Here is a 26,129-nt window from a genome sequence, read left to right on the forward strand (position 1 = left end):
GGCCCACATGGGCGCCTGAAGGCAGGAATCAGGGGAGAAAAGCGGACGGCGCGTGAATCACGCGCCGTCCCTCGCCAGAGGCCGGTCGAACGGGTCGACCGGACCTCGGGACTTGCAGGATCAGCGCTTCACAGCGACCTGCATGACCTTCAGGGCGTCGTCGACGGACTGGGTGGAGTTCCAGAACTTGCTGACGGCATCCTCGAACGCGCCGAGCGCGTCAGGCGACAGCAGCTGGCCTTCGCTCTCGACCAGACGACGCTCCTTCAGCGCCTTCACGCCGGTGGCCGCGCAAGCGTCGATCTGCGACAGGTCGACGTCGGTGCGGATCGGGATCGAGCCCTTCTTGTTGTTGAAGGCGACCTGACCTTCCTTCGAGTACATCATCGCGGCCAGCTTGGCCTGGGCTTCCTTGACGCCCGGCTTGTCGCTCTTCGGGAAGACGAACACGTCGCCACCGATCACGTACGGGGTGGTCGGGCCGGCGACCAGGGCGCAGCCGAAGTCCTTGCCCTGCACCTTGCCGGCGTTGATGAACTCGCCCTTGGCCCAGTCACCCATGAACTGGAAAGCGGCCTTGCCCTCGATCACCATGCCGGTGGCCAGGTTCCAGTCGCGGCCCGGCGAACCGGCATCCACATAGCCCTTCAGCTTGCGGAAGTCTTCCAGCGACTTGCGGAATTCCTTGCTCGACAGGTCCTTGTCCTTGTGCACCTTCAGCCACAGGTCCTTGCCGCCATTGGCCAGCAGCACGTCGCGGAACAGGATGTTTTCCTGCCAGCCCTGACCACCCAGCGCCAGCGGGATCACGCCCGGCACCTTGGCCTTGACGGCGTCCATCGCGGCGATGACTTCAGCCAGGTTCTGCGGGTCCTTGGTGATGCCGGCCTTGGCCAGCACGGCCTTGTTGGACCACACCCAGTGCGGCATGTGCAGGTTGACCGGCACGGCGTAGTAGCTGCCGTTGACCTTGATGGAGGTCTTGATCGAGTCCGGCAGGGCGGCGTCCCAGTTTTCCTTCTTCGCCAGGTCGTCCAGGTTGTTCAGCAGGCCGGCCGAGATGGCTTCGCGGTACTGGTTGGAGTAGTTGAACTGGGCAGCGGTGGGGGGATCGCCACCTTGCATGCGGTTGATGATCACGGTGCGGGCCGCACCGCCGCCGCCGCCGGCGACGGGGTTGTCCTGCCAGGAACCACCGAGCTTGTTGTACATGGTGGCGAATTCCTTGATCGCGGCGGCTTCGCCACCGGACGTCCACCAGTGGATGACTTCAGCCTTCTGCGCCTGAGCGGCGCCGACCATGGCGAAGCCCGCGATCAGCGCGGCGACAAGTTGAGTGGGTCGAACGATCATGCTGTCTCCTTTGGGATGGGAACTTGAGCTGCAGATGCAGGACTGGAACCGGTTTACCACGCAGCGTGGAACAAGTGGAACCGTTTCCATCCAATAATTTAATCAGTCTTTAAACGTGCAAGCATCCGAGCAAACCCGAGGTCCGAGGCCCTTCGGGGGTTAACACCGGCGTTTGTCAGCGCAGCGTCAACAACAGGTTACGCACGGTTTCGGGGATCTCCACCGGCCGCTGCGTGGCCCGTTCCACGTAGACGTGGACGAACTCCCCCACCGCCGAAGCCCGATCGGCCTCGCCGCGGAACAAGCCGATTTCATAGCGCACGCTCGATCGCCCGAGGTGCAGCACGCGCAGGCCGGCGTGCACGGTGTCCGGAAAGGCCACCGACGAGAAGTAGTTGCAGCGCGTCTCGACCACCAGACCGATCACCGGACTGCTGGCGACGTCCAGCACGCCCGCCTCGATCAGGTGCCGGTTCACCGCCGTGTCGAACCACGCGTAGTACACGACGTTGTTGACGTGCCCGTAGGCATCGTTGTCGGCCCAGCGGGTCGGGATGGCGCTGAAGTGGCGGTAGCGGGCGCGGTCGGTCGGCTGGGGGCGGGCGGGATCGGTCAAGGCGGCTCGGCTGCGGTGGCGATGAAGGCGACCGCGCGATCTTCCCTGCCCCCGGCGGCCGCCGGCATCCGGGCTGACCTCAGTGCAGCGCGGACAGGAACTGCTGCAGTTCGGGCGTGCGCGGCGCGCCGAACAACTCATCGGGCGACCCCATCTCGTGGATGCGCCCGGCGTGCATGAAGACGACCCGGTCGGCCACCTTGCGGGCGAAGTTCATCTCGTGCGTGACCATCAGCAGCGTCATGCCGTCGTCGGCCAGCGACTCGACGACCTTCAGCACCTCGCCGACCAGTTCGGGGTCCAGCGCCGAGGTGATCTCGTCACACAGCAGCACGGCCGGATCCATCGCCAGCGCCCGCGCGATCGCCACGCGCTGCTGCTGGCCGCCCGACAGCTGGTCCGGCCAGGCGCCGAACTTCTCGCCCAGGCCGACCCGCTCCAGCAGCGCCTGCGCACGCGCCTCGGCCGGCGCCCCGCGACGGCCCTTCACGAGCGCGGGCGCGAGCATCACGTTGTGGCCGACATCGAGGTGCGGGAACAGGTTGAAGCTCTGGAAGATCATGCCGACCTGCTGGCGCAGCGCGCGCATCGCCACCGCGTCGCCATGCCGCAGCGGCTGGCCGGCGACCTGCAGGCTGCCGTCCTGGAACTCCTCCAGGCCGTTGATGCACCTCAGCAGCGTGCTCTTGCCCGAGCCGCTCTTGCCGATGATGGCGATGACCTCGCCGGTCTGCACGGCCAGGTCGATGCCCTGCAGCACCTCGTGCGTGCCGTAGCGCTTGCGCAGCGCGCGGATCTCGACGATGGGGGCCGTCACGGGGGCGGTCGGCTCGGCAGTCTGATCAGCGGCCACGGTGGATCTTCCTTTCAAGCACCCGGCTCCAGGCCGAGATCGGATAACAGAGCAGGAAATACATCAGCGCCACGCAGGCGTAGACGGTGAAGGGCTGGAAGGTGGCGTTGGTGATCATCGTGCCGGCCTTGGTCAGCTCGACGAAGCCGATCACCGAGGCCAGCGCCGTGCCCTTGACCACCTGCACCAGGAAGCCGACGGTCGGCGGCACGGCGATGCGCAGCGCCTGCGGCGCGATGACATGGCGCAGCTGCTCGCCCAGCGTCATCGCCAGGCTGGCGGCGGCCTCCCACTGGCCCTTCGGGATGGCCAGCACGCAGCCGCGCCAGATCTCGACCAGGAAGGCGCTGGTGTAGAGCGTCAGCGCCAGCCCGGCGGCCAGCCAGGCCGGCACATCGAGCCCGAGCATCGCCAGCCCGAAGTAGGACAGGAACAGCTGCATCAGCAGCGGCGTGCCCTGGAAGACCTGCACGTACAGCGCCACGCCCCGTTCGGCACCGCGCACGCGGGCGATCCGCGCGACCAGCAACGCCAGCGCGACCAGCCCGCCGCCGATGAAGGCGACCAGCGACAGCAGGACCGTCCAGCGCGCCGCCAGCAGCAGGTTGCGCACGATGTCCCAGAGACTGAAATCGACCATGGTCCGCGCCCTCCTCAGCGTCCGAACAGGAAACGCGGGCCGGCCCAGCGCAGCAGCTGGCGCAGCCCGACCGCGAGCGCGAGGTACAGCACGGTCACGACGATGTAGGCCTCGAAGGCGCGGAAGTTGCGGCTCTGGATCAGGTTGGCGTAGTACGACAGCTCCTGCGTGGCGATCTGGCCGCAGACCGCCGAGCCCAGCATCACGATGACGATCTGGCTGACCATCGCCGGCCAGACGCGCGACAGCGCCGGCGGCAGCACCACGCGCAGGAACACCTGGCGACGGGTCAGCGCCAGGCTCAGGCCGGCCTCGATCTGGCCGCGCGGCGTGGCCTGCACGCCGGCCCGCACGATCTCGGCGGCATAGGCGCCCAGGTTGATCACCATCGCCAGCACCGACGCCGCCTCCGGGCTCAGCCGCCAGCCCAGGCTGGGCAGGCCGAAGAACACGAAGAACAGCTGGACGATGAAGGGCGTGTTGCGGATCAGCTCGACATAGCCCGACACCAGCACGCCCAGCGGCCGCGGCCCCCACGTGCGCGCCCAGGCGCAGGCGATGCCCAGCGCCAGCCCGAACACCGTGGCCACGGCGGTCAGCACGACGGTGGCACCGATGCCGCGCAGCAGCAGCGGCCACTCGGACAGCACGGCGGCGAAGTCCAGGCTCAGCATGTGAGCCACCCGGGGCAGGGGGTCGCGAAGATCATCGCAGCAGTCATCGCGACGGTCATCGCGGAACGCATGTCGACGCGCCCGCCCACGTCAGTTCGGCAGCTCGCCAGCCGGGCGGCCGAGCCACTTGACGGCCAGCTTGTCGATCTCGCCGGAGGCCTTGGCCGCCGCGATGATCTCGTTGATCTTCAGGCGCAGCTTGTCCTCGCCCTTGGCCACGCCGATGAAGTTGGGCGAGTCCTTGATCAGCAGCTTGTATTCGGCACCCAGCTGCGGGTTGCGCTGCATCATGTTGCCGGCCACCGAGGCGCCGGTCGCGATCACCTGGACCTGGCCGGCGACGAAGGCCGAGACGGTCGCGTTGTTGTCCTCGAAGCGCTTGATGTCGGCGCTGGCCGGCGCGAGCTTGCTCAGCTCCATGTCCTCGATCGCACCGCGCGTCACGCCGACGGTCTTGCCGGCCAGATCGGCAAACGACTTGATCGACAGCGACTTCGCCGCGAACACCGCCTGGAAGAACGGCGAGTAGGCGGCCGTGAAGTCGATGACCTTCTCGCGTTCCGGGTTCTTGCCCAGCGTCGAGATCACCAGCTGCGCCTTGTGGGTCTGCAGGTAGGGGATGCGGTTGGCGCTGGTCACCGGCACGAGCTCGACCTTCACGCCCAGCTTTGCGCCGATCAGGTTGGCCATGTCGACGTCCAGGCCCTGCGGCTTGAGGTCGATGCCGACGAAGCCGTAGGGCGGGAAGTCGGTCGGCACCGCGATGCTGATGGACTTGCGGGCCATGACCTCGTCGAGCGCAGCCTGGGCCTGGGCAGCCAGGGGCATCAGGGCGGCGACCAGGGTGGCGGCGGCCAGCGGAAGGCCAAGGAAGGAACGTCGTTGCATGGCGGGGGCTCCGGGGTGGTGCGCGTCGGCGCGGGGTGGATCGAGGCGGATCGGGGTGGATCATCGGATGCACCGCGTGGGTGCATTCCGCTTGTATGCAAACCGTGTATGCAGGAGGCATGCCAAGGCCGTCCCGGCCGTCCCGGCCGCCCCGACAATCCGCCGATGCCCGCATCACCTTCCCGGAACGACGGCACGACGCCGCACCCCAGCCCCTGGCCCACCGCCCTCGCCGGCCTGCTCTGCCTGGCCACCGCCATGGGCATCGGCCGCTTCGCCTTCACCCCCCTGCTGCCGATGATGCTGGCCGATGGCGTGGTCGACCTGCGCGGCGGCAGCCTGCTGGCGACGGCGAACTACCTGGGCTACTGGCTCGGCGCGCTGGCCTGCGCGATGCAGCCGTGGCTGTGGCGGCGCTTCGGCCGGCAGGCGCCGGTCGTGCCGACCCGGGCGATCCGCATCGGCCTGGTCGCGACGCTGGCGCTGACCGCCGGCATGGCGCTGCCGTGGCCGGCGGCCTGGCCGTGGTGGCGTTTCCTGGCCGGACTGGCCAGCGCGCTGGTGTTCGTCTACACGTCGGGCTGGTGCCTGGCCCGGCTGACGGCACTGGGCGCGCCGGCCCTGGCGGGTGTCATCTACATCGGCCCGGGCCTGGGCATCAGCACCAGCGGGCTGGCCGCCAGCGCGATGGTGGCGCACGGCTGGCAGGCCTGGCAGGGCTGGCTGGCGATGGCGCTGCTGGCCCTGCTGCTGATGGCGCTGGCCTGGCCGCGCCTGCACGGCAGCGTCGGCGTGACGGGCGGCGCGGCGCAGCCTGACGGCCCGCTGCGGCGCCCCGCGCTGGCGGCCTTCGCGCTGGCCTACGGGCTGGCCGGCTTCGGCTACATCGTCACGGCGACCTTCCTGCCGGTGATCGCCCGCCAGGCACTGCCGGGCTCCGTCTGGCTGGACCTGTTCTGGCCGCTGTTCGGCCTGGGCGTGTCGCTCGGCGCGCTGCTGACGCTGCGCCTGCCGATGCACTGGGATCGCCGCCACCTGCTGGCCGGCTGCTACGCGATGCAGGCGGCCGGCGTGCTGCTGAGCGTCTGGCTGCCGACGCTGGCCGGCTTCGCGCTCGGCAGCCTGCTGCTGGGCCTGCCGTTCACCGCCATCACGCTGTTCGCGCTGCAGGAAGCCCGCCGGCTGCGACCGCACGGCGCCTCGGTGCTGATCGGCCTGCTGACCGCCAGCTACGGCCTGGGCCAGATCGCCGGCCCGCTGCTGGTGGCCGCCGTGCTGACCCGCAGCGCGACGCCGCACGACGGCTTCACGACCTCGCTGCTGATCGCCGCCTTCGCGCTGCTGGCCGGGCTGGTGATCTACCTGCTGCTGGCGCGCCGGCCGGCGGCTGCGGGCAGGCCCTGATCGCCAGGCCGGCCGGCGTCGATAGCATCACCTCGATGCGACCCGTCCTGAATGCCGCGCTGGCCCTGCTGGCGACCTGTCCGATCGCGCCCAGCGGCCACGCCTTCGAGCTGCAAGGTGAGCGCACGCTCACGGCCTATCCCAGAGCCGGCGAGGGCGAGCCGATTCGCCTCGGCCAGATCCGCTTCGAGCCGCAAGGCGATGGGAGCGCCCGCTTCACGCTGGCGCTGGCGCATGCGGTCTTCACCGACCATTTCCTGTCGATGAAGGAGTTCAAGTGCATCGGCGGCGAGGTCGAGCTGGCCTGCCACGTGCCCTACCCCTACGCGCAGCCGGCGACGGTGCGGCCGGGTGACTGGCGCTGGCTGGAGCACAGCCTGCTGTTCCTCTACAAGCAGCCACGCGAGTTCGGCGCCAAGCTCTGGAACGGGCTGTACTACCGCTTCGAGGTCGACGGCGAACGGCTGGTCGGGCGCCCCCAGGCGGTCGACCTGAACCGCATCAGCGCACCGCCGGACCGCCCCGGCGAGCCGCCCTACCGGCCGGCGCTGCGCGACGACATCGCGCCGGGCGCGCGCTGGCTGGACCGGCTGGTGATCGAGTGAGCGAGCGAGCGAGTGATCGCTTGAGGCGGGGCGCCGAGGGCCGGCGCGTCAGCGCTCCAGCGCCTCGTCGAGCATCTCGACCCAGTGCCGCACCGGCGTGTCGGTGCCGGTCTGCAGGTGCTGGATGCAGCCCACGTTGGCGCTGATGATGGCCTGCGGCCGGTGCGCGTCCAGCGTGCCGATCTTGCGGTCGCGCAGCTGGTAGGCCATGTCGGGCTGCAGCACCGAGTAGGTGCCGGCCGAGCCGCAGCACAGGTGCGGGTCCTGGGTGGCGAGGTGGACCTCGTAGCCCAGCTCGGTGAAGGCGGCCTCGACACCGCCGCGCAGCTTCTGGCCGTGCTGCAGCGTGCAGGGCGGGTGATAGGCCAGCTTGCCGCGTGTCGGCGCACCGGGCGGGCGCAGGCCGAGGCGCGACTTCAGCGCCGGCAGCAGGTCCGGCAGCAGCTCGGACAGGTCGCGCGCGACGGCGCTGATGCGCGCGGCCTTGTCGGCATAGGCCGGGTCGTGGCGCAGCGCATGGCCGTATTCCTTGACGGTGACGCCGCAGCCCGAGGCGTTGAAGACGATCGCCTCGACCGGCTGGTTGTCGCCGATGCCCTCGACCAGCGGCCACCAGGCGTCGATGTTGCGGCGCATGTCGGCCAGCGCGCCGTCGTGGTCGTTCAGGTGCGCGCGGATCGCGCCGCAGCAGCCGGCCTCGTCGGACACCAGCGTCTGGATGCCGCAGGCGTCCAGCACGCGGGCGGTCGCCGTGTTGATGTTGGGCGCCAGCGCCGGCTGCACGCAGCCCATCAGCATCAGCACGCGGCGCGGGTGGCTGCGGGTCGGCCAGCGGCGGGCGTGGGCCTGCTGCTCGGCACCGGGCCGGGGCGGCACCTTGTTCTTCAGCGACGACGGCAGCAGCGGCCGGACCATCTGGCCGAGCTTCAGCGCCGGCGCGAACAGCGGCGAGGTCATGCCCTCGCGCAGCGCCGCGCGCACCAGCCGCTCGCCGGCCGGACGCTCGACCTTGGCCTCGACCACCGCGCGGCCGATCTCGACCAGCTGGCCGTACTGCACGCCCGACGGGCAGGTGCTCTCGCAGTTGCGGCAGGTCAGGCAACGGTCCAGGTACTGCTGGGTCTTGCGGGTCGGCGTCTCGCCTTCCAGCACCTGCTTGATCAGGTAGATGCGGCCGCGCGGGCCGTCCAGCTCGTCGCCCAGCAGCTGGTAGGTCGGGCAGGTGGCGGTGCAGAAGCCGCAGTGCACGCACTTGCGCAGGATGGCCTGCGCGGCCTCGCCTTCGGGCGTGCCGGCGTATTCGGGGGCGAGATGGGTTTGCATGAAGGCAGGTGTCGGCGTTCGAGGCTCAGGGGTCGGGGCTCAGAGGTCCGGATACAGCCGGCCCGGGTTGAACACGCGGTCGGGGTCGAAGCTGGTCTTGAGTTCGCGGTGGATGCGGTCCAGCGGCGCGACCAACGGCTCGAACACCGGCGCGCCGGCCAGCAGCGCGGCCTTGTCGCGGGCCCGGTAGAGCGTGGCGTGGCCGCCGGCCCGGGCCGCGACGGCGCGGATGTGCGCGGCCGGCTCGCGGCTGACCCACCAGCGCTGCGCGCCGTGCCACTCGATCAGCTGCTCGCCCTGCAGCGCCAGCGGCGCGGCACCGGCCGGCACGCTGATGCGCCACAGGCCGGCGCCGCCGTCGATCAGGCTGCGGCGGGCCTGGTCGAAGAACTCGTCGGTCTGGTCGCGCAGGCCGTTCCAGAAGCGCTGCGCCAGCGGCGCGTCGATCAGGTCGCCGCCCTGGGCCTGGAAGGCCTGCACGGCCGCGTCGACCGCCGCCTTGGCGCCCCCCAGTCGCAGCACCAGCGCGCCCTGCCACCAGGCGCTGGCCTGCAGCGGCAGCGGCTGGCCGCCCCAGGCCTGCAGGCGCTCGATGGCGTCGGCCTCGGTGCAGTCGAAACGCAGCGTCGCGGTGGCGGGCGCGACCGGCAGCACCTTCAGCGAGACCTCGCAGATCACGCCCAGCATGCCCATCGAGCCGGCCAGCAGCCGCGAGACGTCGTAGCCGGCGACGTTCTTCATGACCTGGCCGCCGAAGCTCAGCAGCTCGGCGCGGCCGTTCAGCAGCGTCGCGCCGAGCACGTAGTCGCGCACGCCGCCGACGCTGGCGCGGCTCGGGCCGGACAGGCCCGCCGCGACCATGCCGCCGACCGTGCCGCCGCGCTGGCCGGGCCGGTCCGGATCGGGGAACCGCGGCGGCTCGAACGGCAGGCACTGGCCACGTTCGGCCAGCGCGGCCTCGACATCGGCCAGCGGCGTGCCGGCGCGGGCGGTCAGCACCAGCTCGCTGGGCTCGTAGCTGCTGATGCCCGACAGCTCGCGCAGGTCGAGCCGGTCGCCGCGTGCGGCCTCGCCGTAGAACGCCTTGCTGCCGGCGCCCTGGATGGCCAGCGGGCGGCGGTCGGCCCGGGCGGCGCGGACGCGCTCGACCAGGCTGTTCAATGCCTTGCTCATCGTGATGTGAAGACCGGATGCGGTGGATGGGTTGCGGGCCGCCGGCTCAGAAGCGCGGCAGCTCGGCGAACGGCAGCAGGCCCTTGCTGACGTGCATGCGGCCGTATTCGGCACAGCGGTGCAGCGTCGGGATGACCTTGCCGGGGTTGAGCAGCCCGCGCGAGTCGAAGGCCCGCTTGACGGCGAACATCTGCTCGCGTTCCTCGGGCGAGAACTGCACGCACATCGAGTTCAGCTTCTCCACGCCCACGCCGTGTTCGCCGGTGACGGTGCCGCCCAGCATCACGCTGGTCTCGAGGATGTCGGCGCCGAACTGCTCGGCCCGGTGCAGCTGGTCCGGGTCGTTGGCATCGAACAGGATCAGCGGGTGCAGGTTGCCGTCGCCGGCATGGAAGACGTTGCAGCAGCCGAGCTGGTACTTCTTCTCCATCTCGGCGATGGCCAGCAGGATCTCGGCCAGCTTCTTGCGCGGGATGGTCGAGTCCATGCACATGTAGTCCGGGCTGATGCGGCCGGACGCCGGGAAGGCGTTCTTGCGCCCGCTCCAGAAGCGCAGCCGCTGGGCCTCGTCGCGGCTGACCTCCAGACGGGTCGCGCCGCAGGCCGACAGCACGGCCTGCATGCGGCCGATCTCTTCCTCGACCTCCTCGGGCGTGCCGTCGCTCTCGCACAGCAGGATCGCGGCGGCGTCGAGGTCGTAGCCGGCATGGACGAAATCCTCGACGGCGGCGGTCATCGGCTTGTCCATCATCTCCAGGCCGGCCGGGATGATGCCGTTGGCGATGATCTGCGCGACCGCCTCGCCGGCGCTCTGCACGGTCGGGAAGCTGGCCATGATGCAGCGCGCCAGCCGCGGCTTCGGGACCAGCTTGACGGTCACCTCGGTGGTGACGGCCAGCATGCCCTCGCTGCCGACGACGATGCTCAGCAGGTCGAGCCCGGGCGCATCCAGCGCCAGGCTGCCGAAGGTCACCGGTTCGCCCTCGATCGTGTAGCCGCGCACCTGCAGCACGTTGTGCAGCGTCAGGCCGTACTTCAGGCAATGCACGCCGCCGGAGTTCTCGGCCACGTTGCCGCCGATCGTGCAGGCGATCTGGCTGGACGGATCGGGCGCGTAGTACAGGCCCAGCGGCGCGGCGGCCTCGCTGATGGCCAGGTTGCGCACGCCGCACTGGACGACCGCCGTGCGGCTGCGCTTGTCGACCGAGACGATGCGGTTGAACTTGGCCAGCGACAGCGTCACGCCCAGCGCGTTGGGCATCGCCCCGCCGGACAGCCCGGTGCCGGCGCCGCGCGCGACCACCGGCACGTTCAGGCGATGACAGGCCTTCAGCACGGCGGCGACCTGGCCCTCGTTCTCCGGCAGCGCGACGACCAGCGGGCGCTCGCGGTAGGCGGTCAGGCCGTCGCACTCGTACGGAACGGTGTCCTCGGACTGCCACAGCAGCGCATGGGCGGGCAGCAGCGGCGTCAGCGCGGCGACCACCTCGGTCTGGCGGCGCTTGCGCGCGGCTGCATCGGGCTGCAGCAGGACTTCGGTCGGCGCGAACTCGGTGGCCGCGTCTCGCGACAGGGGGGCGTTCATCGGGGCGGGGACTCCACTCGCAAGCAGGCAGGAGGTCTGCGGATTCGGGCCGCCACTGTAAACCGGCCCATGGCGTCGACTGTAGGTGCGGCGTCGCACCGGCGACATGAAACCTGAGCGGGCCGGGCTTGAAAAGCTTTCAGCCGACGGCAAGGCCGGGGCTGGCCAGGCTGGCGGTCAGCCAATCCACGAAGGCCGCGCATTCCCAGCGCGCCAGCGCCCCGGGTGCCCAGCACAGGTGATGGCCGTTCGGCGAGGCCACGCTGCGCGGCGACAGCCGGACCAGCCGGCCGCTGTCGAGCCACGCGGCGCCCAGCTGCAGGCGCAGCAGCGCGACGCCGAAGCCGGCCGCCGCCGCATCGAGCACCAGGCCGACGTCGTTGAACTGCGCCCCGACCGCCGGCTCGGCGCGCTCCAGCCCGATGGCGCGGAACCAGGTCGACCAGGGCTCCAGCGGGCTGCGGATCAGGCGCGCCCGGTCGATCTGCCCGGCCTCGTCGAAGCCGTCGAACGGGCCGTGTTCGTGCAGGTAGTCGGGGCTGCAGACGGGGGTGACCTCGTCGCCCATCAGGCAGACCTGCTCGACACCGGCATAGGCGCCGGGGCCGTAGCGGATCTCCAGGTCGGCCTGTTCGGCCGTCACGTCGGCCAGCGGGATGGCGACCTGCAGGATCAGCTCGATGTCCGGATAGGCATGGCGGAAGCTCGGCAGGCGCGGCATCAGCACCTGGCGCGAGAAGGTCGGCGTGACGGCCAGCCGCAGCCGCGTCGGGGCCGGTGCGGAGGCTGGCGCCGAGTCCAGCTGCTGCAGCGCGCGCAGGCCCTCGCGCACCGGGCCGAGCGCGGCCTGGCCATCGGCCGTCAGGCTGAAGTCGCGCCGGAACAGCTGGCGACCGAGCAGGCCTTCGAGCTGGCGGATGCGGTGGCTGACCGCGCTGGGCGTGATGTGCAGCGCCTCGCCAGCGGCCGTGACGCTGCGCAGCCGCGCCAGCGTCTCGAAGGCCAGCAGGCAGTGGATCGGCGGGATCACGGCCGGCGCGTGAACACGGTCAGCACGCCGGTGTAGCCATACAGGTGATGGCGGGCGATCTCGCCTCCGGCGAAGAAACCGACCAGCGGCACGTCGCCCAGCGCATGGCGGATCAGCTCCAGCTCGGCTGACGGGGCACCGAAATGCGCCCCGCCGCGACCGTTGCAGCTGACGTAGATCGCCCCGGCGATGCGCGCGGCCGGATCGTCGGCACTGGCCGACAGGTCGGGCGGCGCGTCCGGGTCGTCGGGGCAGAGTTCCTCGCGGATCTCGGCGCAGATGCGCACCAGGTCGCGCCGCGCCGCCTCGACATGGCGCTGGCAGAAGGCCAGCCGCATGCCGGTGTCGACCCGGTCGGCGACCGCGAAGCCGAGCCGCGCCGGGTCCAGGCCGATCAGGTGGCGCACGCGGGTGTCGGCGCCGAACTGGCCGCCGCGCGACAGGCTCTCGTCGGCCGCATCGCTCAGGCCGGCCAGCGTCGCGCGCAGCACCGGCAAGGCGCGGCGCGGCTCGTCGAGCGTGACACCCAGCTCGCGCAGCAGCACGTCCAGCGCGGGTTCGCCGTCCAGCTCCAGCACGACGTTCTGTTCGCAGGCGGTGATGCGGTGGCTCGGGCCGACCGGCTGGCAACCCTGGGTCACGCGCGAGATCAGCCCGACCCCGGCACCGAAGGCGACGCCCGAGACGCCGCCTTCGTAGACCCCGCCACGCCAGGCCGAACCCGGGGCCGGCGCGCAGAACTGGACCGCCCGGGTGCGCGAGGCCGCCAGCCCGCCGAACAGGTAGCCGCTGGCGGTGCGCCCGGCCAGCTCGTGGATCAGCTCGGCCAGCTCGGGCACATGGCCGTCGGCATGGACCAGCGCAGTGTGGATGTCACCGGCCTGCGCATCGGCCGGCAGGCCGTGTTCGCCGCTGTAGAGCGTGAAGCTGCCCGCCGGCAACGCCGCCAGCATCAGCACCAGCGCCGGCTCGTCGTCGTATTCGACGCCGCTGGCGCAGATCGACACGCCGGTCGTGCCGACCCAGGCCGCCGTCGGCCAGCGCTGCTGCAGCTCGGCCAGCAGCGCCTCGGCCTGCGGCGCGTAGCGGTCGCTCAGGTAGATCCAGCCCAGCGTGGCCCGGCCCAGCCCGGCGCCGGCCTGCGCATCGATCTGCGCGTCGATCTGCGCGGCCGCCAGCGCCAGCGCCATGTGCGGATCGGGATGGGTGGCGTGGGCGTGCCAGAAGGCCGGGACCACGAGCGGTGGTGCGGTGCTCATGTCAGGCCCTCCGGTCCGGTCGGCACATCAACCGGCCGAACGCGGCGTGGCCTTGCGGGGCGCAGCGGCCTTGGGACTCGCAGCGGCCTTGCTGGCCACCTTGCCGGCGGCCTTGGCGCCGGACTTCTTCGCAGGCGCCTTTTCTGAGGCCTTCTCCGTGGACTTTCCCGTGGCCTTGGCCGATGCCGCCTTCACGACCGGCTCGGCCACGGCGGCAGCGGCGGCGGTGGCCGCCTGCATCGCCTGGGCGGTCGCGTCGGTGGTGGCTTCGCTGGCCTGGCGGGCGGCCTCGGTGGCCTGCCGGGCGGCTTCGCCGGTGGCCTGCATCGCCTGGCTGGCCAGTGCGGTGAACTGCTGCGTCAGGGCGCCCCACCACTGCATCGGGTCGATCGCCGGGCCGGCGCCGTCAGCGGCCGGGGCATCGTCGCTGTGTGCGTCGTCGACCGGTGCGGCGGCCTTGGGGGCCGGTGCGGCGGCGGGAGCGGGTGCAGGAGCCGGAGCAGCCTTGGCCGACTCGGCAGCGGCGCTGAAGATGTCGGGCACCTTGACCTTGAGCGCCTCGGTCAGGTCGCCCATCGACACGTTCATGCCCTTGAGCGCCCCCAGCGTCATGCGCTGGACCTCGAGCGCCTGCACGGTCGCACCGATCATGCGGGCGTTCTGTTCGAGCCAGAACTGCACCGTCTTGAGTTCCTCGATGCGCCGTTCGAGCTCTTCCGGATCGAGCGTCGGGGCGATCCACTGGCCCATCGACGGCATCGACTTGCCGGCGTTCTTGACGAGTCCCTGCAGGAACTCGAAGCCGGGTACGAACTTGCCGAAAGCCTCGCTGGCCTGCTGATAGGCCTGGGCGTAGCCGCTGGTGTCGGTCATGGTGTCTCCGTCGTCGGGGTGAACGGTGGGTGGATCGTGTCGATCGATGCTAACGGCCGCCCGCGCCCTTGTGTCGGGCCGCGTGCCGGTCAGGGCGTGGCGGGCGGACGACGCGGATAGCCTTCCCATTGCACCTGGAAGCCCTGCGCCTCCAGCAGCGCGATCACGCCGCCGGTGCCGCTGAGCTGCAGCGCACCGAGCGCCGCGAAGACGCTGGTGCCGCGCCGGTGCATCGACGCGATCTGCTCGGCCAGGCCGGTATTGCGGGCCTCCAGATCGGTCCACAGACGGCGTTCGAACAGGCTCTGGCGACAGTTGCAGCGGCGCTCGAACAGCGTCAGCTCGGACAGCACCGACTCGTCCCAGCCCAGCTGCAGCCGGCGCAGGCTGGCCAGCGTCTCGGGCCGGGCGGCCGCTTCCAGGGTCTGGCGAACGCGGTCGGCGACCTCGGGCAGGCTCTCGCCCAGCAGCGGCGCGATCTGGCGCTCGGGGGTCTCGAGCGCGGCCACCGGCTTGCCGAGCGATTCGGCCAGATCGGCGATCGAGCCTGCAATCGCGTAACCGGGGTCATGACCTTCCGGGCGCATCAGGCCGGTCAGCAACGACAGCGCGCGCATCTCCGGCCGCCAGTCGGCCGGCGGGTCGAGGCAGGCATCGTCGAGCGCCCGCTGCAAGGCCTGCGACAGGGCCTCGGGCAGGACGGGCGGGACCGGCGGGCGGGACGGCGCGCCGCCCAGCGGCAGCCGGGCCATCGCCTGCAGGCTGTCAAACACGGCGGTGTCGCCGATGTCGAGCTCCAGCAGCACCCGCTCGACGGCGGCCACCGCCGCGCTGACCTCCGGCCCCGGCACCATCCACTCGCGCAAGGCCATCGGCGGCAGCGCGTAGAGGTAGGACTCGCGCGGCGGCGCATCGTGCTCGTCGACGTCGGGCGGCGGCGCGCCGCGCACCTCCGGATGCCAGATGCGCAGCAGCACGCCACGGCTGGGCGAGCTGCTGCGCAGCTGCTCGAACTCCTCGTCGCTGAGCGGCGACGGCAGCGCCGGGCAGCCCGCCCGCGCCTGACCTTCCGGCCCGTGCGCGCCGGAATCCACGTTGAGCAGCGAGACCGCCTGCGGCAGCAGCGGCGATGCGGCGACCGGGGCCGCCAGGCCCAGACCGAGACACATCACCCCGCAGGCCGCGAACAGCCAGGCGCGTCGGTCAGCCACGCACGACCACCGACTGCTTGAGCACGCCGAAGACCGGATGGCCCTGCGCATCGGTGGCCTCGACCTCGATGCCGTCGCCATCGGCGAACCAGCGCGGCACGCCGTCCGCTGCAGGCTGCTCGGCCCGGCTGGCGACGCCGGACGCCGCCTCGGCCACGCCGATCGGGCCGCAGCTCAGCACGGTCCCGCTGGCGATCGGACGTTCACGTGCCAGCAGCGCCAGCAGCTGGCCGACATGCCAGTGCTGGCCCTCGCCGGTCGCCAGCTGGGCGACGCGCTGGCCATTGACCTTCAGCGTCACCTTCAGGCCGAGCCTGCCGCGCATCCAGGCGCCGTCCAGCTCGTCGAGCGTCACCAGCGCGGGGGCCCAGCCGGCCGGCAGGCTGGCCGCTGCGCCATCGGCGGTCTCGCGCAGCGCCCAGGCGTTCATCAGGCCGACCAGCCGCACGCCTTCGAGCGCCTGTTCGGGCGTGGCGCCGGCGGCGATGTCGCCGGTCAGCACGGCCCAGTGGATCTCGTGGTCGATGCCACCGTCGAGGTCGCGCACGGCCAGGTCCTGGCGTGGGCCCAGCCCCAGGTCGGCCGGCCGGTCGCGCAGCATCGGCACGCTGCGCAGGGTCTCGGGCACCGGCAGGCCCAGGCCGGCACATTGGCGTTCGCGGGCGGCCGGGTAGGCACCCGCCTGGACCCAGCGCGCCGCCCGCGGCAGCGGCGCCATGCACATCGCCGGATCGAAGGGGAAGGCGTGGCGCGCCTTGCCGTGGTCGAGCGTGTGGGCCAGGTCCTGCAGCTGCGGGGCGAGGAAATTCCAGTCGTCGAGCACCTGCCGAAGGCGGCTGGCGATGCCGCTGGCGTAGAGCGCCTGGGTCAGGTCGCGCGAGACGACGACCAGCTGGCCGTCGCGTGAGCCGTCCTTGTAGCTGGCAAGTTTCATGTGGGGTCAAGGGAGGGGCGAAGGCGGCTCTCATTGTAGATTTCGGGTCCACCCGGACCCTGCCCACGTGAGCCCTGCCCTGCCAAATCCGCCCGCCCCGACCCGCCTGCGTCGCCCCGACCGCCAGGCGCCGCTGCTGTGTCTGCTGGCCGTGCTGGCCCTGCATGGCCTGTTGCTGCGGGATGCCCCCGGCTGGCTGGCCCGACCAGCTGCAGCGGCCACGCCGACGGCTGCGGCCGGTGTGCACAGCATGACGACCCGGATGCTCATGGCCGAGGTCGCGCCGGAGCCCGCACCCGTTGCCGCCGTGGCCGCACCCGCGCCTGTGCCCCGGCCGGTCCGTCGAACGCTGGCCGTCAACGATGCCCCAGCCACCGCCCCCGCCCCCGCCCCCGCCGCCAGCGCCGCAGCGGTGGTCCCGGCGCCCGCGCCGATCCGGCTGGACTACAAGCTGCAGCGCGGCGCGATTGCCGGCGAGGCCCGGCTGGACTGGCGCCATGACGGCCGCCGCTACACGCTCGACCTGGACGGCCAGCTGCCGCTGATCGGCACGCTGATGCACCAGCACAGCGAGGGTGGTTTCGACGCGGCCGGCCTGGCGCCGCTGCGCTACACCGAACGCCGGCTGCGCCGCAGCGAACGGGCGGTCAGCTTCAACCGGCCGGCCGACGGCCAGCCCGGCCGCATCACCTTCTCGGCCAGCACCGCCGACCTGCCGTTGCGGGCCGGTGCGCAGGACCGCGTCAGCTGGATGGTGCAGCTGGCCGCCCGGCTGGCCGGCGTCCAGACCCTGCCGGCCAACGGCAGCCGCATCGAGATGGACGTGGCCGGTGCCGGCGGCGACGTGCAGGACTGGCACTTCGTGCTGCAGGGTCGTGCCGCCGACGGCAGCTGGCACTGGCGGCGCGACACCGGCGAGCCCGATGCCACGCAGGCCGACGTCTGGACCGATCCGGCCAACGGCCACTGGCCGCGCCGCGTGCGTCTGGCCGATCGCCAGGGCGAGCCGATCGAGCTGGTCCTGAAGGGCCACTGAGGGTCGGCAGGAAGTCACGCGCCTGGCGCCCCGGGCTACAGAAATCGCCCGCCAGGCCGATGAACCTGGCAAGCAGCAGGAACCGCCGCAGCCCTACGACAGGCTCCGGCCCCGCCACAGGTCCAGACACAGCTCGCCCCCATCGGAACCGGAGAAGAACCATGCAGATGCTCTACAACTCGGAGAACTATGCGGTTGTCCACTTCGAGGTCGACGTCGACACGCCGACCGGTTTCCCGATGCGCCCGGAGATGGCCGAAGGCATCGCGCTGACGCGTGCCGGCTACGAGATCGTCGACAAGCACGCGCGCCGCGAGATCTTCATCGAGGGCGCCCTGGCCGAACATTTCAAGGAAGGCGTCCAGGCGCTGATCGAGGCCTCGCCCGATGACGCCGATGTCGACGAGTACCTGGCCGGCTACACCGTGCTGGCGCAGCAGCCCGTCGTGCTGCACTGATCGCGGCGGCGCGCGGCGCGTCCAGCCCGTCATCGACCCGGCGGGGCCTTCGGGCCCTTCCTACAATTGACGGATGACCTCCGCCCCACCCGCCCCCGCCTACACCCGAGGTGCCGCCCTGCCGGCCCTGCTTGCCCGACGCATCCTGGTGCTCGACGGGGCGATGGGCACGATGATCCAGCGCTACAAGCTCGATGAGGCCGCCTTCCGCGGCACGCGCTTCGCCGATCACCCGAGCGACCTCAAGGGCAACAACGACCTGCTGGTGCTGACCCGGCCGGACGTGATCGCCGAGATCCACGACCAGTACCTGGCCGCCGGCGCCGACCTGATCGAGACCAACACCTTCGGTGCCACCTCGATCGCCCAGGAAGACTACGGCCTGGGCCACATCGCCTACGAGATGAACGTGGCCGCCGCCCGTCTGGCGCGCGCGAGCTGCGATCGCCACGGCACGCCCGACAAGCCGCGCTTCGTGGCCGGCGCGCTCGGCCCCACGCCCAAGACCGCCAGCATCAGCCCGGACGTCAACGACCCGGGCGCGCGCAACGTCGACTTCGACGCGCTGCGGGCGGCCTACCTCGAACAGGCCCGCGGCCTGCTCGACGGCGGCGTCGACCTGTTCCTGGTCGAAACCATCTTCGACACCCTCAACGCCAAGGCCGCCATCTTCGCGCTCGACGAGCTGATGGAAGAGACCGGCGAGCGCCTGCCGGTGATCATCAGCGGCACCGTGACGGACGCCTCCGGGCGGATCCTGTCGGGGCAGACGGTCGGTGCCTTCTGGCACAGCGTGCGGCATGCCCGGCCGCTGGCCATCGGCCTGAACTGCGCGCTGGGCGCCACGCTGATGCGGCCCTACATCGAGGAGCTGTCGCGCATCGCCGGCGAGACCTTCGTGTCGTGTTATCCGAATGCCGGCCTGCCCAACCCGATGAGCGACACCGGCTTCGACGAGACGCCCGAGGTCACCGGCCGGCTGGTCGAGGAGTTCGCCGCTGCCGGCTTCCTGAACATCGCCGGCGGCTGCTGCGGCACCACGCCGGGCCACATCGCGGAGATCGCGCAGCGCGTCGGCCGCTACCAGCCCCGCTGCGCGCAGCATGCGCCCTTCAGCAGCCTGATCAACGCATGACCGCGACGCCCATGACCGCCCCCCTGCACACCGCCGCCCCGACGTTCAAGGACCGCGCCGCGCCGCCAGCGATGCGCCTGTCCGGCCTGGAGCCGGTCGAGATCGGCACCGGCACGCTGTTCGTCAACATCGGCGAACGCACCAACGTGACCGGCTCGAAGGCCTTCGCCCGCATGATCCTGGAAGGCCGCTTCGAGGACGCCCTGAGCGTCGCGCGCCAGCAGGTCGAGAACGGCGCCCAGGTCATCGACATCAACATGGACGAGGCCATGCTCGACAGCAAGGCCGCGATGGTGCGGTTCCTGAACCTGATCGCCGGCGAGCCCGAGATCGCCAAGGTGCCGATCATGATCGACTCGTCCAAGTGGGACGTGATCGAGGCCGGCCTGAAGTGCATCCAGGGCAAGGGCATCGTCAACTCGATCTCGATGAAGGAAGGCGAGGCCGAGTTCCGTCGTCAGGCCCGGCTGGTGCGGCGCTACGGCGCGGCGGCCGTCGTCATGGCCTTCGACGAACAGGGCCAGGCCGACACCTTCGCGCGCAAGACCGAGATCTGCGCGCGCGCCTACCGCGTGCTGGTCGACGAGGTCGGCTTCCCGCCCGAGGACATCATCTTCGACCCGAACATCTTCGCGATCGCCACCGGCATCGAGGAGCACGACAACTACGCGGTCGACTTCATCGAGGCGACCCGCTGGATCAAGGCCAACCTGCCCGGCGCCAAGGTCTCGGGCGGCGTCTCCAACGTCAGCTTCTCGTTCCGCGGCAACGAGCCGGTGCGCGAGGCGATCCACACCGTGTTCCTCTACCACGCGATCCGCGCGGGCATGGACATGGGCATCGTCAACGCCGGCATGGTGGGCGTCTACGACGACCTCGAACCGGTGCTGCGCGAGCGCGTCGAGGACGTGGTGCTGAACCGCCGCCCGGATGCCGGCGAGCGCCTGATCGAGATCGCCGAGACCGCCAAGGGAGCCGCCCGCGACGAGTCCGCCAAGCTCGCCTGGCGCGGTACCGCCGAGCAGCCGGTGACGGTGGCTCAGCGACTGAGCCATGCGCTGGTGCACGGCATCACCAACTTCATCTCGGTCGACACCGAAGAGGCCTGGCGCGAGATCGAGGCCCGTGGCGGACGTCCGCTGCACGTCATCGAAGGCCCGCTGATGGCCGGCATGAACATCGTCGGCGACCTGTTCGGCGCGGGCAAGATGTTCCTGCCGCAGGTGGTCAAGAGCGCCCGCGTGATGAAGCAGGCCGTGGCCCATCTGCTGCCCTACATCGAGGCCGAGAAGAAGGCCCTCGCGGACGCCGGTGGCGACGTCAAGCCCAAGGGCAAGATCGTCATCGCGACGGTCAAGGGCGACGTGCACGACATCGGCAAGAACATCGTCACCGTCGTCCTCCAGTGCAACAACTTCGAGGTCGTCAACATGGGCGTGATGGTGCCGTGCCAGGACATCCTGGCGCGCGCCAAGGCCGAGGGCGCCGACATCATCGGCCTGTCCGGGCTGATCACGCCGAGCCTGGAGGAGATGCAGCACGTCGCCGCCGAGATGCAGCGCGACCCGTGGTTCCGCGACCGCGCCACGCCGCTGCTGATCGGCGGGGCAACCTGCAGCCGCGTGCACACCGCCGTGAAGATCGCGCCGCACTACGAAGGGCCGGTCGTCTACGTGCCCGATGCCTCGCGCAGCGTGGGCGTGTGCTCGGACCTGCTCAGCGACGAGCGCGCCGCGCGCTACATCGACGAGCTGAAGGCCGACTACGAACAGGTCCGCACGCTGCACGCCAACAAGAAGGCCACGCCGCTGGTGACGCTGGCGCAGGCGCGCGCCAACAAGCACGCGGTCGACTGGTCGGCCTACCAGCCGCCGGTGCCCAAGTTCATCGGCCGGCGCGTGTTCCGCAACCACGACCTGGCCGAGCTGGCCGCGTGCATCGACTGGACGCCCTTCTTCCAGACCTGGGACCTGGCCGGCAAGTACCCGGAGATCCTGCGCGACGAGGTGGTCGGCACCGAGGCCGTGCGGGTCTTCAGCGACGGCAAGCGCATGCTGCAGCGGATCATCGAGGGCCGCTGGCTGCAGGCCAACGGCGTCATCGCGCTGCTGCCGGCCAACACGGTCGACGACGACGTGATCGAGGTCTACGCCGACGAGAGCCGCACCGAGGTGCTGCTGCGCTGGCAGCCGCTGCGCCTGCAGACCGAGCGTCCGGTGATCGACGGCGAGAAGCGGCCGAATCGCTCGCTGGCCGACTTCATCGCGCCCAAGGGCACGAAGGCCGATCACATCGGCCTGTTCGCGGTCACCGCCGGCCTGAACATCGAGAAGAAGGAAGCGCAGTTCCTGGCCGATCACGACGACTACAGCGCCATCATGCTGAAGGCGCTGGCCGACCGTCTGGCCGAGGCCTACGCCGAGCGCCTGCACCAGCGCGTGCGCACCGAGCTGTGGGGCTATGCGGCCGACGAGTCGCTGAGCAACGAGCAGCTGATCGCCGAGGCCTACCGCGGCATCCGCCCGGCACCGGGTTATCCGGCCTGCCCGGACCACGCGGTCAAGCGCGCGATGTTCGAGGTGCTGGCGGCGAACGACATCGGCATGACGCTGACCGAGAGCCTGGCGATGATGCCGGCGGCCAGCGTCAGCGGCTTCTACCTGGCCCATCCGGAGGCGACCTACTTCAACGTCGGCCGCATCGGCGAGGACCAGCTGGCCGACTACGCCGCGCGCGAGAAGCTGGCGCTCGACGAGGCGCGTCGCCGCCTCGCGCCGCAGCTGGGCTGACGGGTCAGGCGAGCACGAGGTTGTCGCGGTGGATCAGCTCGGGCTCGTTGGCATAGCCCAGCAAGCCCTCGATCTGTGACGAGGGCTTGCGCAGGATCAGGCGGGTCTCGCTGGACGCGTAGTTCGCCAGCCCGCGCGCGATCTCGGTGCCGGTGCTCGAACGCACCGCGATGACGTCGCCGCGCACGAAGTCGCCCTGCACGTCGGTCACGCCGATCGGCAACAGGCTCTTGCCCTCGTCGCGCAGCTTGAGCACGGCGCCGTCGTCGACCACCACCGAGCCCTTGAGCTGCAGGTGATCGGCCATCCACTGCTTGCGCGCCGCGACCTTGGCGGTCGTGGCCACCAGCAGCGTGCCGATCGACTCGCCGGCCACCAGCCGCAGCAGCGCGTCGGGCTCGCGGCCCCAGGCGATGACCGTGGACGCGCCACTGCCGGCGGCCCGCTTGGCCGCGAGGATCTTGGTGATCATCCCGCCCTTGCCGATGCTGGAGCCGGCGCCACCGGCCATCTGCTCCAGCTCGGGCGTGCCGGCCACGGCTTCATGGATGAACTTCGCGTCCGGGTCCTTGCGCGGGTCGGCCGAATACAGGCCCTTCTGGTCGGTCAGGATGATCAGCGCGTCGGCATCGACCAGGTTGGCCACCAGCGCGCCGAGCGTGTCGTTGTCGCCGACCTTGATCTCGTCGGTCACGACGGTGTCGTTCTCGTTGATGACCGGCACCACGCCCAGGCCCAGCAGCGTCAGCAGGGTCGAACGGGCGTTCAGGTAGCGCTCGCGATCGGCCAGGTCAGCGTGGGTCAGCAGCACCTGGGCGCTACCCAGCCCCTGCTGGCTCAGCGAGGTCTCGTAAATCTGCGCCAGCCCCATCTGGCCCACGGCAGCAGCGGCCTGCAGCTCGTGCAGTTCCTTCGGCCGCGTGGCCCAGCCCAGCCGCTTCATGCCCTCGGCGATGGCGCCGGAGGACACCATCACCACCTCGCGCCCCTGCCGCACCAGCGCGGCGAGTTGCACGCACCAGGCGTGGATCGCCTCGGCGTCCAGGCCGCGGCCCTCGTTGGTCACCAGGCTGGAGCCGACCTTGACGACGATGCGGCGGGCGTTCTTCAGGACTTCGCTCATGGCAGGACTCGGGCGTTCGGCAGGCAGTCAGGTCAACGGAAGCGGGGATCGTCGGCGTCAGGCTTGTGGGCGGCCTCGCCGACATCGTCGGCCGGCAGGAAGCGCACGTCGACGTCCTCGGGCGGGTGTTCCTGCAGCGACGCCACATGCTGGTAGATCGCCCGGATCAGCGGCTCGCAGCCCTCGCGGGTCAGCGCCGAGATCTCGAAGACGGGGCCCTTCCACTTCATGCGCTTGATGAAGTCCTTGACGCGCGCGGCGCGCTCCTCGGCCGGCACCATGTCCAGCTTGTTGAGCACCAGCCAGCGGGTCTTCTCGTAGAGCGACTCGTCGTACTTCTTCAGTTCCTTGACGATCGCCTTGGCCTGCGCGACCGGGTCGACGTTCTCGTCGAACGGCGCGAAGTCGATCACGTGCAGCAGCAGGCGCGTGCGCTGCAGGTGACGCAGGAACAGGTGGCCGAGGCCGGCGCCTTCCGAAGCGCCCTCGATCAGGCCGGGGATGTCGGCCACGACGAAGCTCTGGCTCGGACCGACCCGCACGACGCCCAGGTTCGGGTGCAGCGTGGTGAAGGGATAGTCGGCGATCTTGGGGCGCGCGTTCGAGATCGCAGCGATCAGCGTCGACTTGCCGGCGTTGGGCATGCCCAGCAGGCCGACATCGGCCAGCACGCGCAGTTCGAGCCGCAGCGACTTGACCTCGCCGGGCCAGCCTGGGGTCTTCTGGCGCGGCGCGCGGTTGGTGCTGGTCTTGAAATGCAGGTTGCCGAAGCCGCCGTCACCGCCCTTGGCGATCAGCACACGTTCGCCGTGCACCAGCAGCTCGGCCAGCTTCTCGCCGGTCTCCGCGTCCAGGATCATGGTGCCCACCGGCATGCGCAGCACGACGTCTTCGCCAGCGGCGCCGAACTGGTCGGAACCCCGGCCAGCCTCGCCGTTGCGGGCTTCATGGCGGCGCGTGTAGCGGAAGTCGACCAGCGTGTTCAGGTTGCGGTCACCGACCGCATAGACGTGGCCGCCGCGGCCGCCATTGCCGCCGTCGGGACCACCGAAGGGGATGAATTTCTCGCGCCGGAAGCTGGCGCAGCCGGCCCCGCCGTTGCCGGCCGTCACGTCGATGGTGACTTCGTCGACGAATTTCATGGATACCCCTTCGTTGGATGGCGTGACGTCGATGCGCCCGGCTCGGCGCCGGGGATCGTCACGCACTCTGCTGCTCGCGCTCGAAGCATCGAACAAGCAAAAAAGCCCCGGCACGCCGGGGCTCTTGTCAGGCGAGAGCGTTTGCTCAGGCCGGCGTCACCGACACCGTCTTGCGGTTCAGCGAGCCCTTCACGTCAAACGTGATGGTGCCGTCGACCAGCGCGAACAGCGTGTGGTCGCGACCCATGCCGACGTTGGTGCCGGCGTGGAAACGCGTGCCGCGCTGGCGCACGATGATCGAACCGGCGCTGACGGCCTGGCCGCCAAACGCCTTGACGCCCAGCATCTTGGGCTGCGAGTCACGGCCGTTCCGCGTGGAACCGCCGCCTTTTTTCTGTGCCATGTTTCAGCTCCTGGATGAGGTGGAACGACCGCTTCAGCCCTGGACCGCGCTGATCTGCAGCTCGGTATAGGTCTGGCGATGGCCCTGGCGCTTCTGGTAGTGCTTGCGACGACGCATCTTGAAGATGCGCACCTTGTCGTGCTTGCCCTGTGCCACGACCGTGGCGGTGACCGTTGCGCCTTCAACCAAGGGCGTGCCCACCTTCAGCTCCGCGCCGCTTCCGAGCGCGAGAACTTCGTTGATCACGATCTCTTGGCCAACTTCCGCAGCAATCTGTTCTACCTTGATCTTCTCGCCGGCAGCAACCTTGTATTGCTTGCCACCGGTTTTTATGACCGCGTACATATCAGCCCTTTCAAATACAAAGAACACCTTCACGAGGCTGCCCGGCGTCTGCTGGATGCTCGCCGCAGGCCTGCAGGACACACCCAAGAAGGCACGCACCCGCTCCACGCGAAGCCCGCGAGTCTAGCACACGGCATGTCGCGCGGATGTGCCACGCTGGACGAGCGATCCCAAGGGATGCGACGCCGTTCATATAATCGCGACCCTCCGCGCCACGCTGGCCGCGTCCCGGGACGCCACGACTGGCGGCTATCCGACCCTCCAACCCGTCCTCCCGTGAGCCTCGCCACCGCACCGAATCCGACCCTGCCAGCGGCCCTGATGGCCGACGAGATGGCACAGGTCGACGCCGTGATCCATCGCCGCCTCGCTTCCGAGGTCGTGCTGATCAACCAGATCTCGAACTACATCGTCAGCGCCGGTGGCAAGCGCATCCGTCCGCTGCTGGTCCTGCTGTTCGCGCGCGCCCTGGGGTTCCAGGGCCACGAACGCTTCGAGATGGCCGCGACGGTCGAGTTCATCCACACCGCGACGCTGCTGCACGACGACGTCGTCGATGAATCGGACCTGCGTCGCGGCCGCAAGACCGCCAACGCGATCTTCGGCAACGCCGCGAGCGTGCTGGTCGGCGACTTCCTCTACTCGCGCTCGTTCCAGATGATGGTGTCGGTCAACAGGATGCGCGTCCTGGACGTGCTGGCCGAGGCCACCAACGTGATCGCCGAAGGCGAGGTCCTGCAGCTGTTGAACATGCACGACCCGGACGTCACCCTCGACGCCTATCTGCGCGTGATCCGCTACAAGACGGCCAAGCTGTTCGAGGCCAGTGCGCGGCTCGGCGCTGTCCTGGCCGGCGTGAACGAATCGGTCGAGGAAAGCTGCGCCGCCTATGGGCGCTGCCTGGGCACTGCCTTCCAGCTGGTCGACGACCTGCTGGACTACGAAGGCGCCACCGCCCAGCTCGGCAAGAACGTCGGCGACGACCTGCGCGAAGGCAAGCCGACGATGCCCCTGCTGCTGGCCATGCAGGCCGGTAGCGAGGAACAGCGCCAGCTGATCCGCCATGCCATCGAGCATGGCGAGGTCGAGCGCATGGGCGAGATCATCTCGATCGTGCGCAGCACGGGTGCCATCGAGGCGACACGCCAGGCCGCGATAGATGAGGCGCGAAAGGCACAGGAGCACATTTCTTCTCTGCCCCCTTCCCAATTCAAGGAAGCTCTCCTATACTTATGTGTTCAGGCTGTAGAGCGAAATTCTTGAGAAAGAAAGCAGCA

General features: G+C 70.4%; 25 protein-coding genes. 7 read left to right on the forward strand and 18 right to left on the reverse strand.

Features of this window, described 5'->3' with window-relative positions; genetic code table 11:
* Nucleotides 1-120: 120 nt before the first annotated feature.
* The 6 genes from ACWA7K_RS12730 to ACWA7K_RS12755 all read right to left on the reverse strand — a co-directional run bounded on the left by ACWA7K_RS12730 (nt 121) and on the right by ACWA7K_RS12755 (nt 5,024).
* Complete coding sequence (locus ACWA7K_RS12730; protein ID WP_456161778.1) at nt 121-1,353, reverse strand: ABC transporter substrate-binding protein; 1,233 nt, start codon at nt 1,351-1,353, stop codon at nt 121-123.
* A 175-nt stretch (nt 1,354-1,528) separates the two neighbouring features.
* Nucleotides 1,529-1,969, reverse strand: a complete 441-nt coding sequence (locus tag ACWA7K_RS12735) for an acyl-CoA thioesterase (protein ID WP_456161779.1) — start codon at nt 1,967-1,969, stop codon at nt 1,529-1,531.
* Between the two features lie 79 nt (nt 1,970-2,048).
* The gene (locus ACWA7K_RS12740; RefSeq protein ID WP_456210139.1) at nt 2,049-2,786 is read right to left on the reverse strand and encodes an amino acid ABC transporter ATP-binding protein; all 738 of its coding nucleotides are present in this window, start codon (nt 2,784-2,786) and stop codon (nt 2,049-2,051) included.
* A 25-nt stretch (nt 2,787-2,811) separates the two neighbouring features.
* A complete protein-coding gene (locus tag ACWA7K_RS12745) occupies nt 2,812-3,462 on the reverse strand; it encodes an amino acid ABC transporter permease (RefSeq protein ID WP_456161781.1) in 651 nt (216 codons plus the stop codon).
* A 14-nt stretch (nt 3,463-3,476) separates the two neighbouring features.
* Nucleotides 3,477-4,136 carry an amino acid ABC transporter permease gene (locus ACWA7K_RS12750; RefSeq protein ID WP_456161782.1) on the reverse strand — a complete coding sequence of 220 codons (660 nt, stop codon included), beginning with the start codon at nt 4,134-4,136 and terminating at the stop codon, nt 3,477-3,479.
* A 90-nt stretch (nt 4,137-4,226) separates the two neighbouring features.
* On the reverse strand, nt 4,227-5,024 hold the full coding sequence (locus ACWA7K_RS12755; RefSeq protein ID WP_456161783.1) for a transporter substrate-binding domain-containing protein: 798 nt from the start codon (nt 5,022-5,024) through the stop codon (nt 4,227-4,229).
* Between the two features lie 165 nt (nt 5,025-5,189).
* On the opposite strand from ACWA7K_RS12755, the gene ACWA7K_RS12760 reads away from it, so the two are divergent.
* Both ACWA7K_RS12760 and ACWA7K_RS12765 read left to right on the forward strand, forming a co-directional pair.
* Complete coding sequence (locus ACWA7K_RS12760; RefSeq protein WP_456161784.1) at nt 5,190-6,428, forward strand: YbfB/YjiJ family MFS transporter; 1,239 nt, start codon at nt 5,190-5,192, stop codon at nt 6,426-6,428.
* 35 nt (nt 6,429-6,463) lie between these two features.
* Nucleotides 6,464-7,033: a hypothetical protein gene (locus tag ACWA7K_RS12765; RefSeq protein ID WP_456161785.1), complete on the forward strand. Its 570-nt coding sequence runs from the start codon at nt 6,464-6,466 to the stop codon at nt 7,031-7,033.
* A gap of 48 nt (nt 7,034-7,081) precedes the next feature.
* Here ACWA7K_RS12765 and glcF read toward each other — a convergent pair whose 3' ends face one another.
* The 8 genes from glcF to ACWA7K_RS12805 all read right to left on the reverse strand — a co-directional run bounded on the left by glcF (nt 7,082) and on the right by ACWA7K_RS12805 (nt 16,421).
* Nucleotides 7,082-8,356 carry a glycolate oxidase subunit GlcF gene (gene glcF, locus ACWA7K_RS12770; protein ID WP_456161786.1) on the reverse strand — a complete coding sequence of 425 codons (1,275 nt, stop codon included), beginning with the start codon at nt 8,354-8,356 and terminating at the stop codon, nt 7,082-7,084.
* Nucleotides 8,357-8,395: 39 nt separating this feature from the next.
* Complete coding sequence (gene glcE, locus ACWA7K_RS12775) at nt 8,396-9,529, reverse strand: glycolate oxidase subunit GlcE (protein WP_456161787.1); 1,134 nt, start codon at nt 9,527-9,529, stop codon at nt 8,396-8,398.
* 46 nt (nt 9,530-9,575) lie between these two features.
* On the reverse strand, nt 9,576-11,114 hold the full coding sequence (locus ACWA7K_RS12780) for an FAD-linked oxidase C-terminal domain-containing protein (RefSeq protein WP_456161788.1): 1,539 nt from the start codon (nt 11,112-11,114) through the stop codon (nt 9,576-9,578).
* A 139-nt stretch (nt 11,115-11,253) separates the two neighbouring features.
* Nucleotides 11,254-12,144 (reverse strand): LysR substrate-binding domain-containing protein, encoded by an 891-nt coding sequence (locus tag ACWA7K_RS12785; protein ID WP_456161789.1) that lies wholly within the window; start codon nt 12,142-12,144, stop codon nt 11,254-11,256.
* Entirely contained in the window at nt 12,141-13,403 is a 1,263-nt protein-coding gene (locus ACWA7K_RS12790; protein WP_456161790.1) for an FIST signal transduction protein, read from the reverse strand. Before ACWA7K_RS12790 ends, ACWA7K_RS12785 begins: the two co-directional genes overlap by 4 nt.
* Nucleotides 13,404-13,430: 27 nt before the next feature.
* Nucleotides 13,431-14,276: a PhaM family polyhydroxyalkanoate granule multifunctional regulatory protein gene (locus tag ACWA7K_RS12795; RefSeq protein WP_456161791.1), complete on the reverse strand. Its 846-nt coding sequence runs from the start codon at nt 14,274-14,276 to the stop codon at nt 13,431-13,433.
* An 89-nt stretch (nt 14,277-14,365) separates the two neighbouring features.
* Entirely contained in the window at nt 14,366-15,487 is a 1,122-nt protein-coding gene (locus ACWA7K_RS12800) for a TraB/GumN family protein (protein ID WP_456161792.1), read from the reverse strand.
* Entirely contained in the window at nt 15,480-16,421 is a 942-nt protein-coding gene (locus ACWA7K_RS12805; protein WP_456161793.1) for a fumarylacetoacetate hydrolase family protein, read from the reverse strand. Before ACWA7K_RS12805 ends, ACWA7K_RS12800 begins: the two co-directional genes overlap by 8 nt.
* A 67-nt stretch (nt 16,422-16,488) precedes the next feature.
* Here ACWA7K_RS12805 and ACWA7K_RS12810 point away from each other — a divergent pair, with 67 nt between their 5' ends.
* The 4 genes from ACWA7K_RS12810 to metH all read left to right on the forward strand — a co-directional run bounded on the left by ACWA7K_RS12810 (nt 16,489) and on the right by metH (nt 21,839).
* Nucleotides 16,489-17,457: a hypothetical protein gene (locus ACWA7K_RS12810; protein ID WP_456161794.1), complete on the forward strand. Its 969-nt coding sequence runs from the start codon at nt 16,489-16,491 to the stop codon at nt 17,455-17,457.
* A 161-nt stretch (nt 17,458-17,618) separates the two neighbouring features.
* Nucleotides 17,619-17,915 carry a BTH_I0359 family protein gene (locus tag ACWA7K_RS12815; protein ID WP_456161795.1) on the forward strand — a complete coding sequence of 99 codons (297 nt, stop codon included), beginning with the start codon at nt 17,619-17,621 and terminating at the stop codon, nt 17,913-17,915.
* Between the two features lie 73 nt (nt 17,916-17,988).
* Nucleotides 17,989-19,050: a homocysteine S-methyltransferase family protein gene (locus tag ACWA7K_RS12820; protein ID WP_456161796.1), complete on the forward strand. Its 1,062-nt coding sequence runs from the start codon at nt 17,989-17,991 to the stop codon at nt 19,048-19,050.
* A gap of 11 nt (nt 19,051-19,061) precedes the next feature.
* On the forward strand, nt 19,062-21,839 hold the full coding sequence (metH, locus tag ACWA7K_RS12825; protein ID WP_456210465.1) for a methionine synthase: 2,778 nt from the start codon (nt 19,062-19,064) through the stop codon (nt 21,837-21,839).
* Between the two features lie 4 nt (nt 21,840-21,843).
* Here the strand turns inward: metH and proB are convergent, their stop codons facing one another.
* The 4 genes from proB to rplU all read right to left on the reverse strand — a co-directional run bounded on the left by proB (nt 21,844) and on the right by rplU (nt 24,852).
* Nucleotides 21,844-22,962, reverse strand: coding sequence for a glutamate 5-kinase (gene proB / locus ACWA7K_RS12830; protein WP_456161798.1), 1,119 nt, complete (start codon nt 22,960-22,962; stop codon nt 21,844-21,846).
* A gap of 32 nt (nt 22,963-22,994) precedes the next feature.
* The gene (cgtA, locus tag ACWA7K_RS12835; RefSeq protein ID WP_456161799.1) at nt 22,995-24,104 is read right to left on the reverse strand and encodes an Obg family GTPase CgtA; all 1,110 of its coding nucleotides are present in this window, start codon (nt 24,102-24,104) and stop codon (nt 22,995-22,997) included.
* Nucleotides 24,105-24,249: 145 nt separating this feature from the next.
* Entirely contained in the window at nt 24,250-24,507 is a 258-nt protein-coding gene (gene rpmA / locus ACWA7K_RS12840; RefSeq protein ID WP_456161800.1) for a 50S ribosomal protein L27, read from the reverse strand.
* 33 nt (nt 24,508-24,540) lie between these two features.
* Nucleotides 24,541-24,852 (reverse strand): 50S ribosomal protein L21, encoded by a 312-nt coding sequence (gene rplU / locus ACWA7K_RS12845; protein WP_130483388.1) that lies wholly within the window; start codon nt 24,850-24,852, stop codon nt 24,541-24,543.
* 321 nt (nt 24,853-25,173) lie between these two features.
* On the opposite strand from rplU, the gene ispB reads away from it, so the two are divergent.
* Entirely contained in the window at nt 25,174-26,115 is a 942-nt protein-coding gene (gene ispB / locus ACWA7K_RS12850; protein WP_456168804.1) for an octaprenyl diphosphate synthase, read from the forward strand.
* Nucleotides 26,116-26,129: the final 14 nt, after the last annotated feature.

This window comes from Leptothrix mechoopdaensis (SeqCode) (assembly GCF_053893855.1).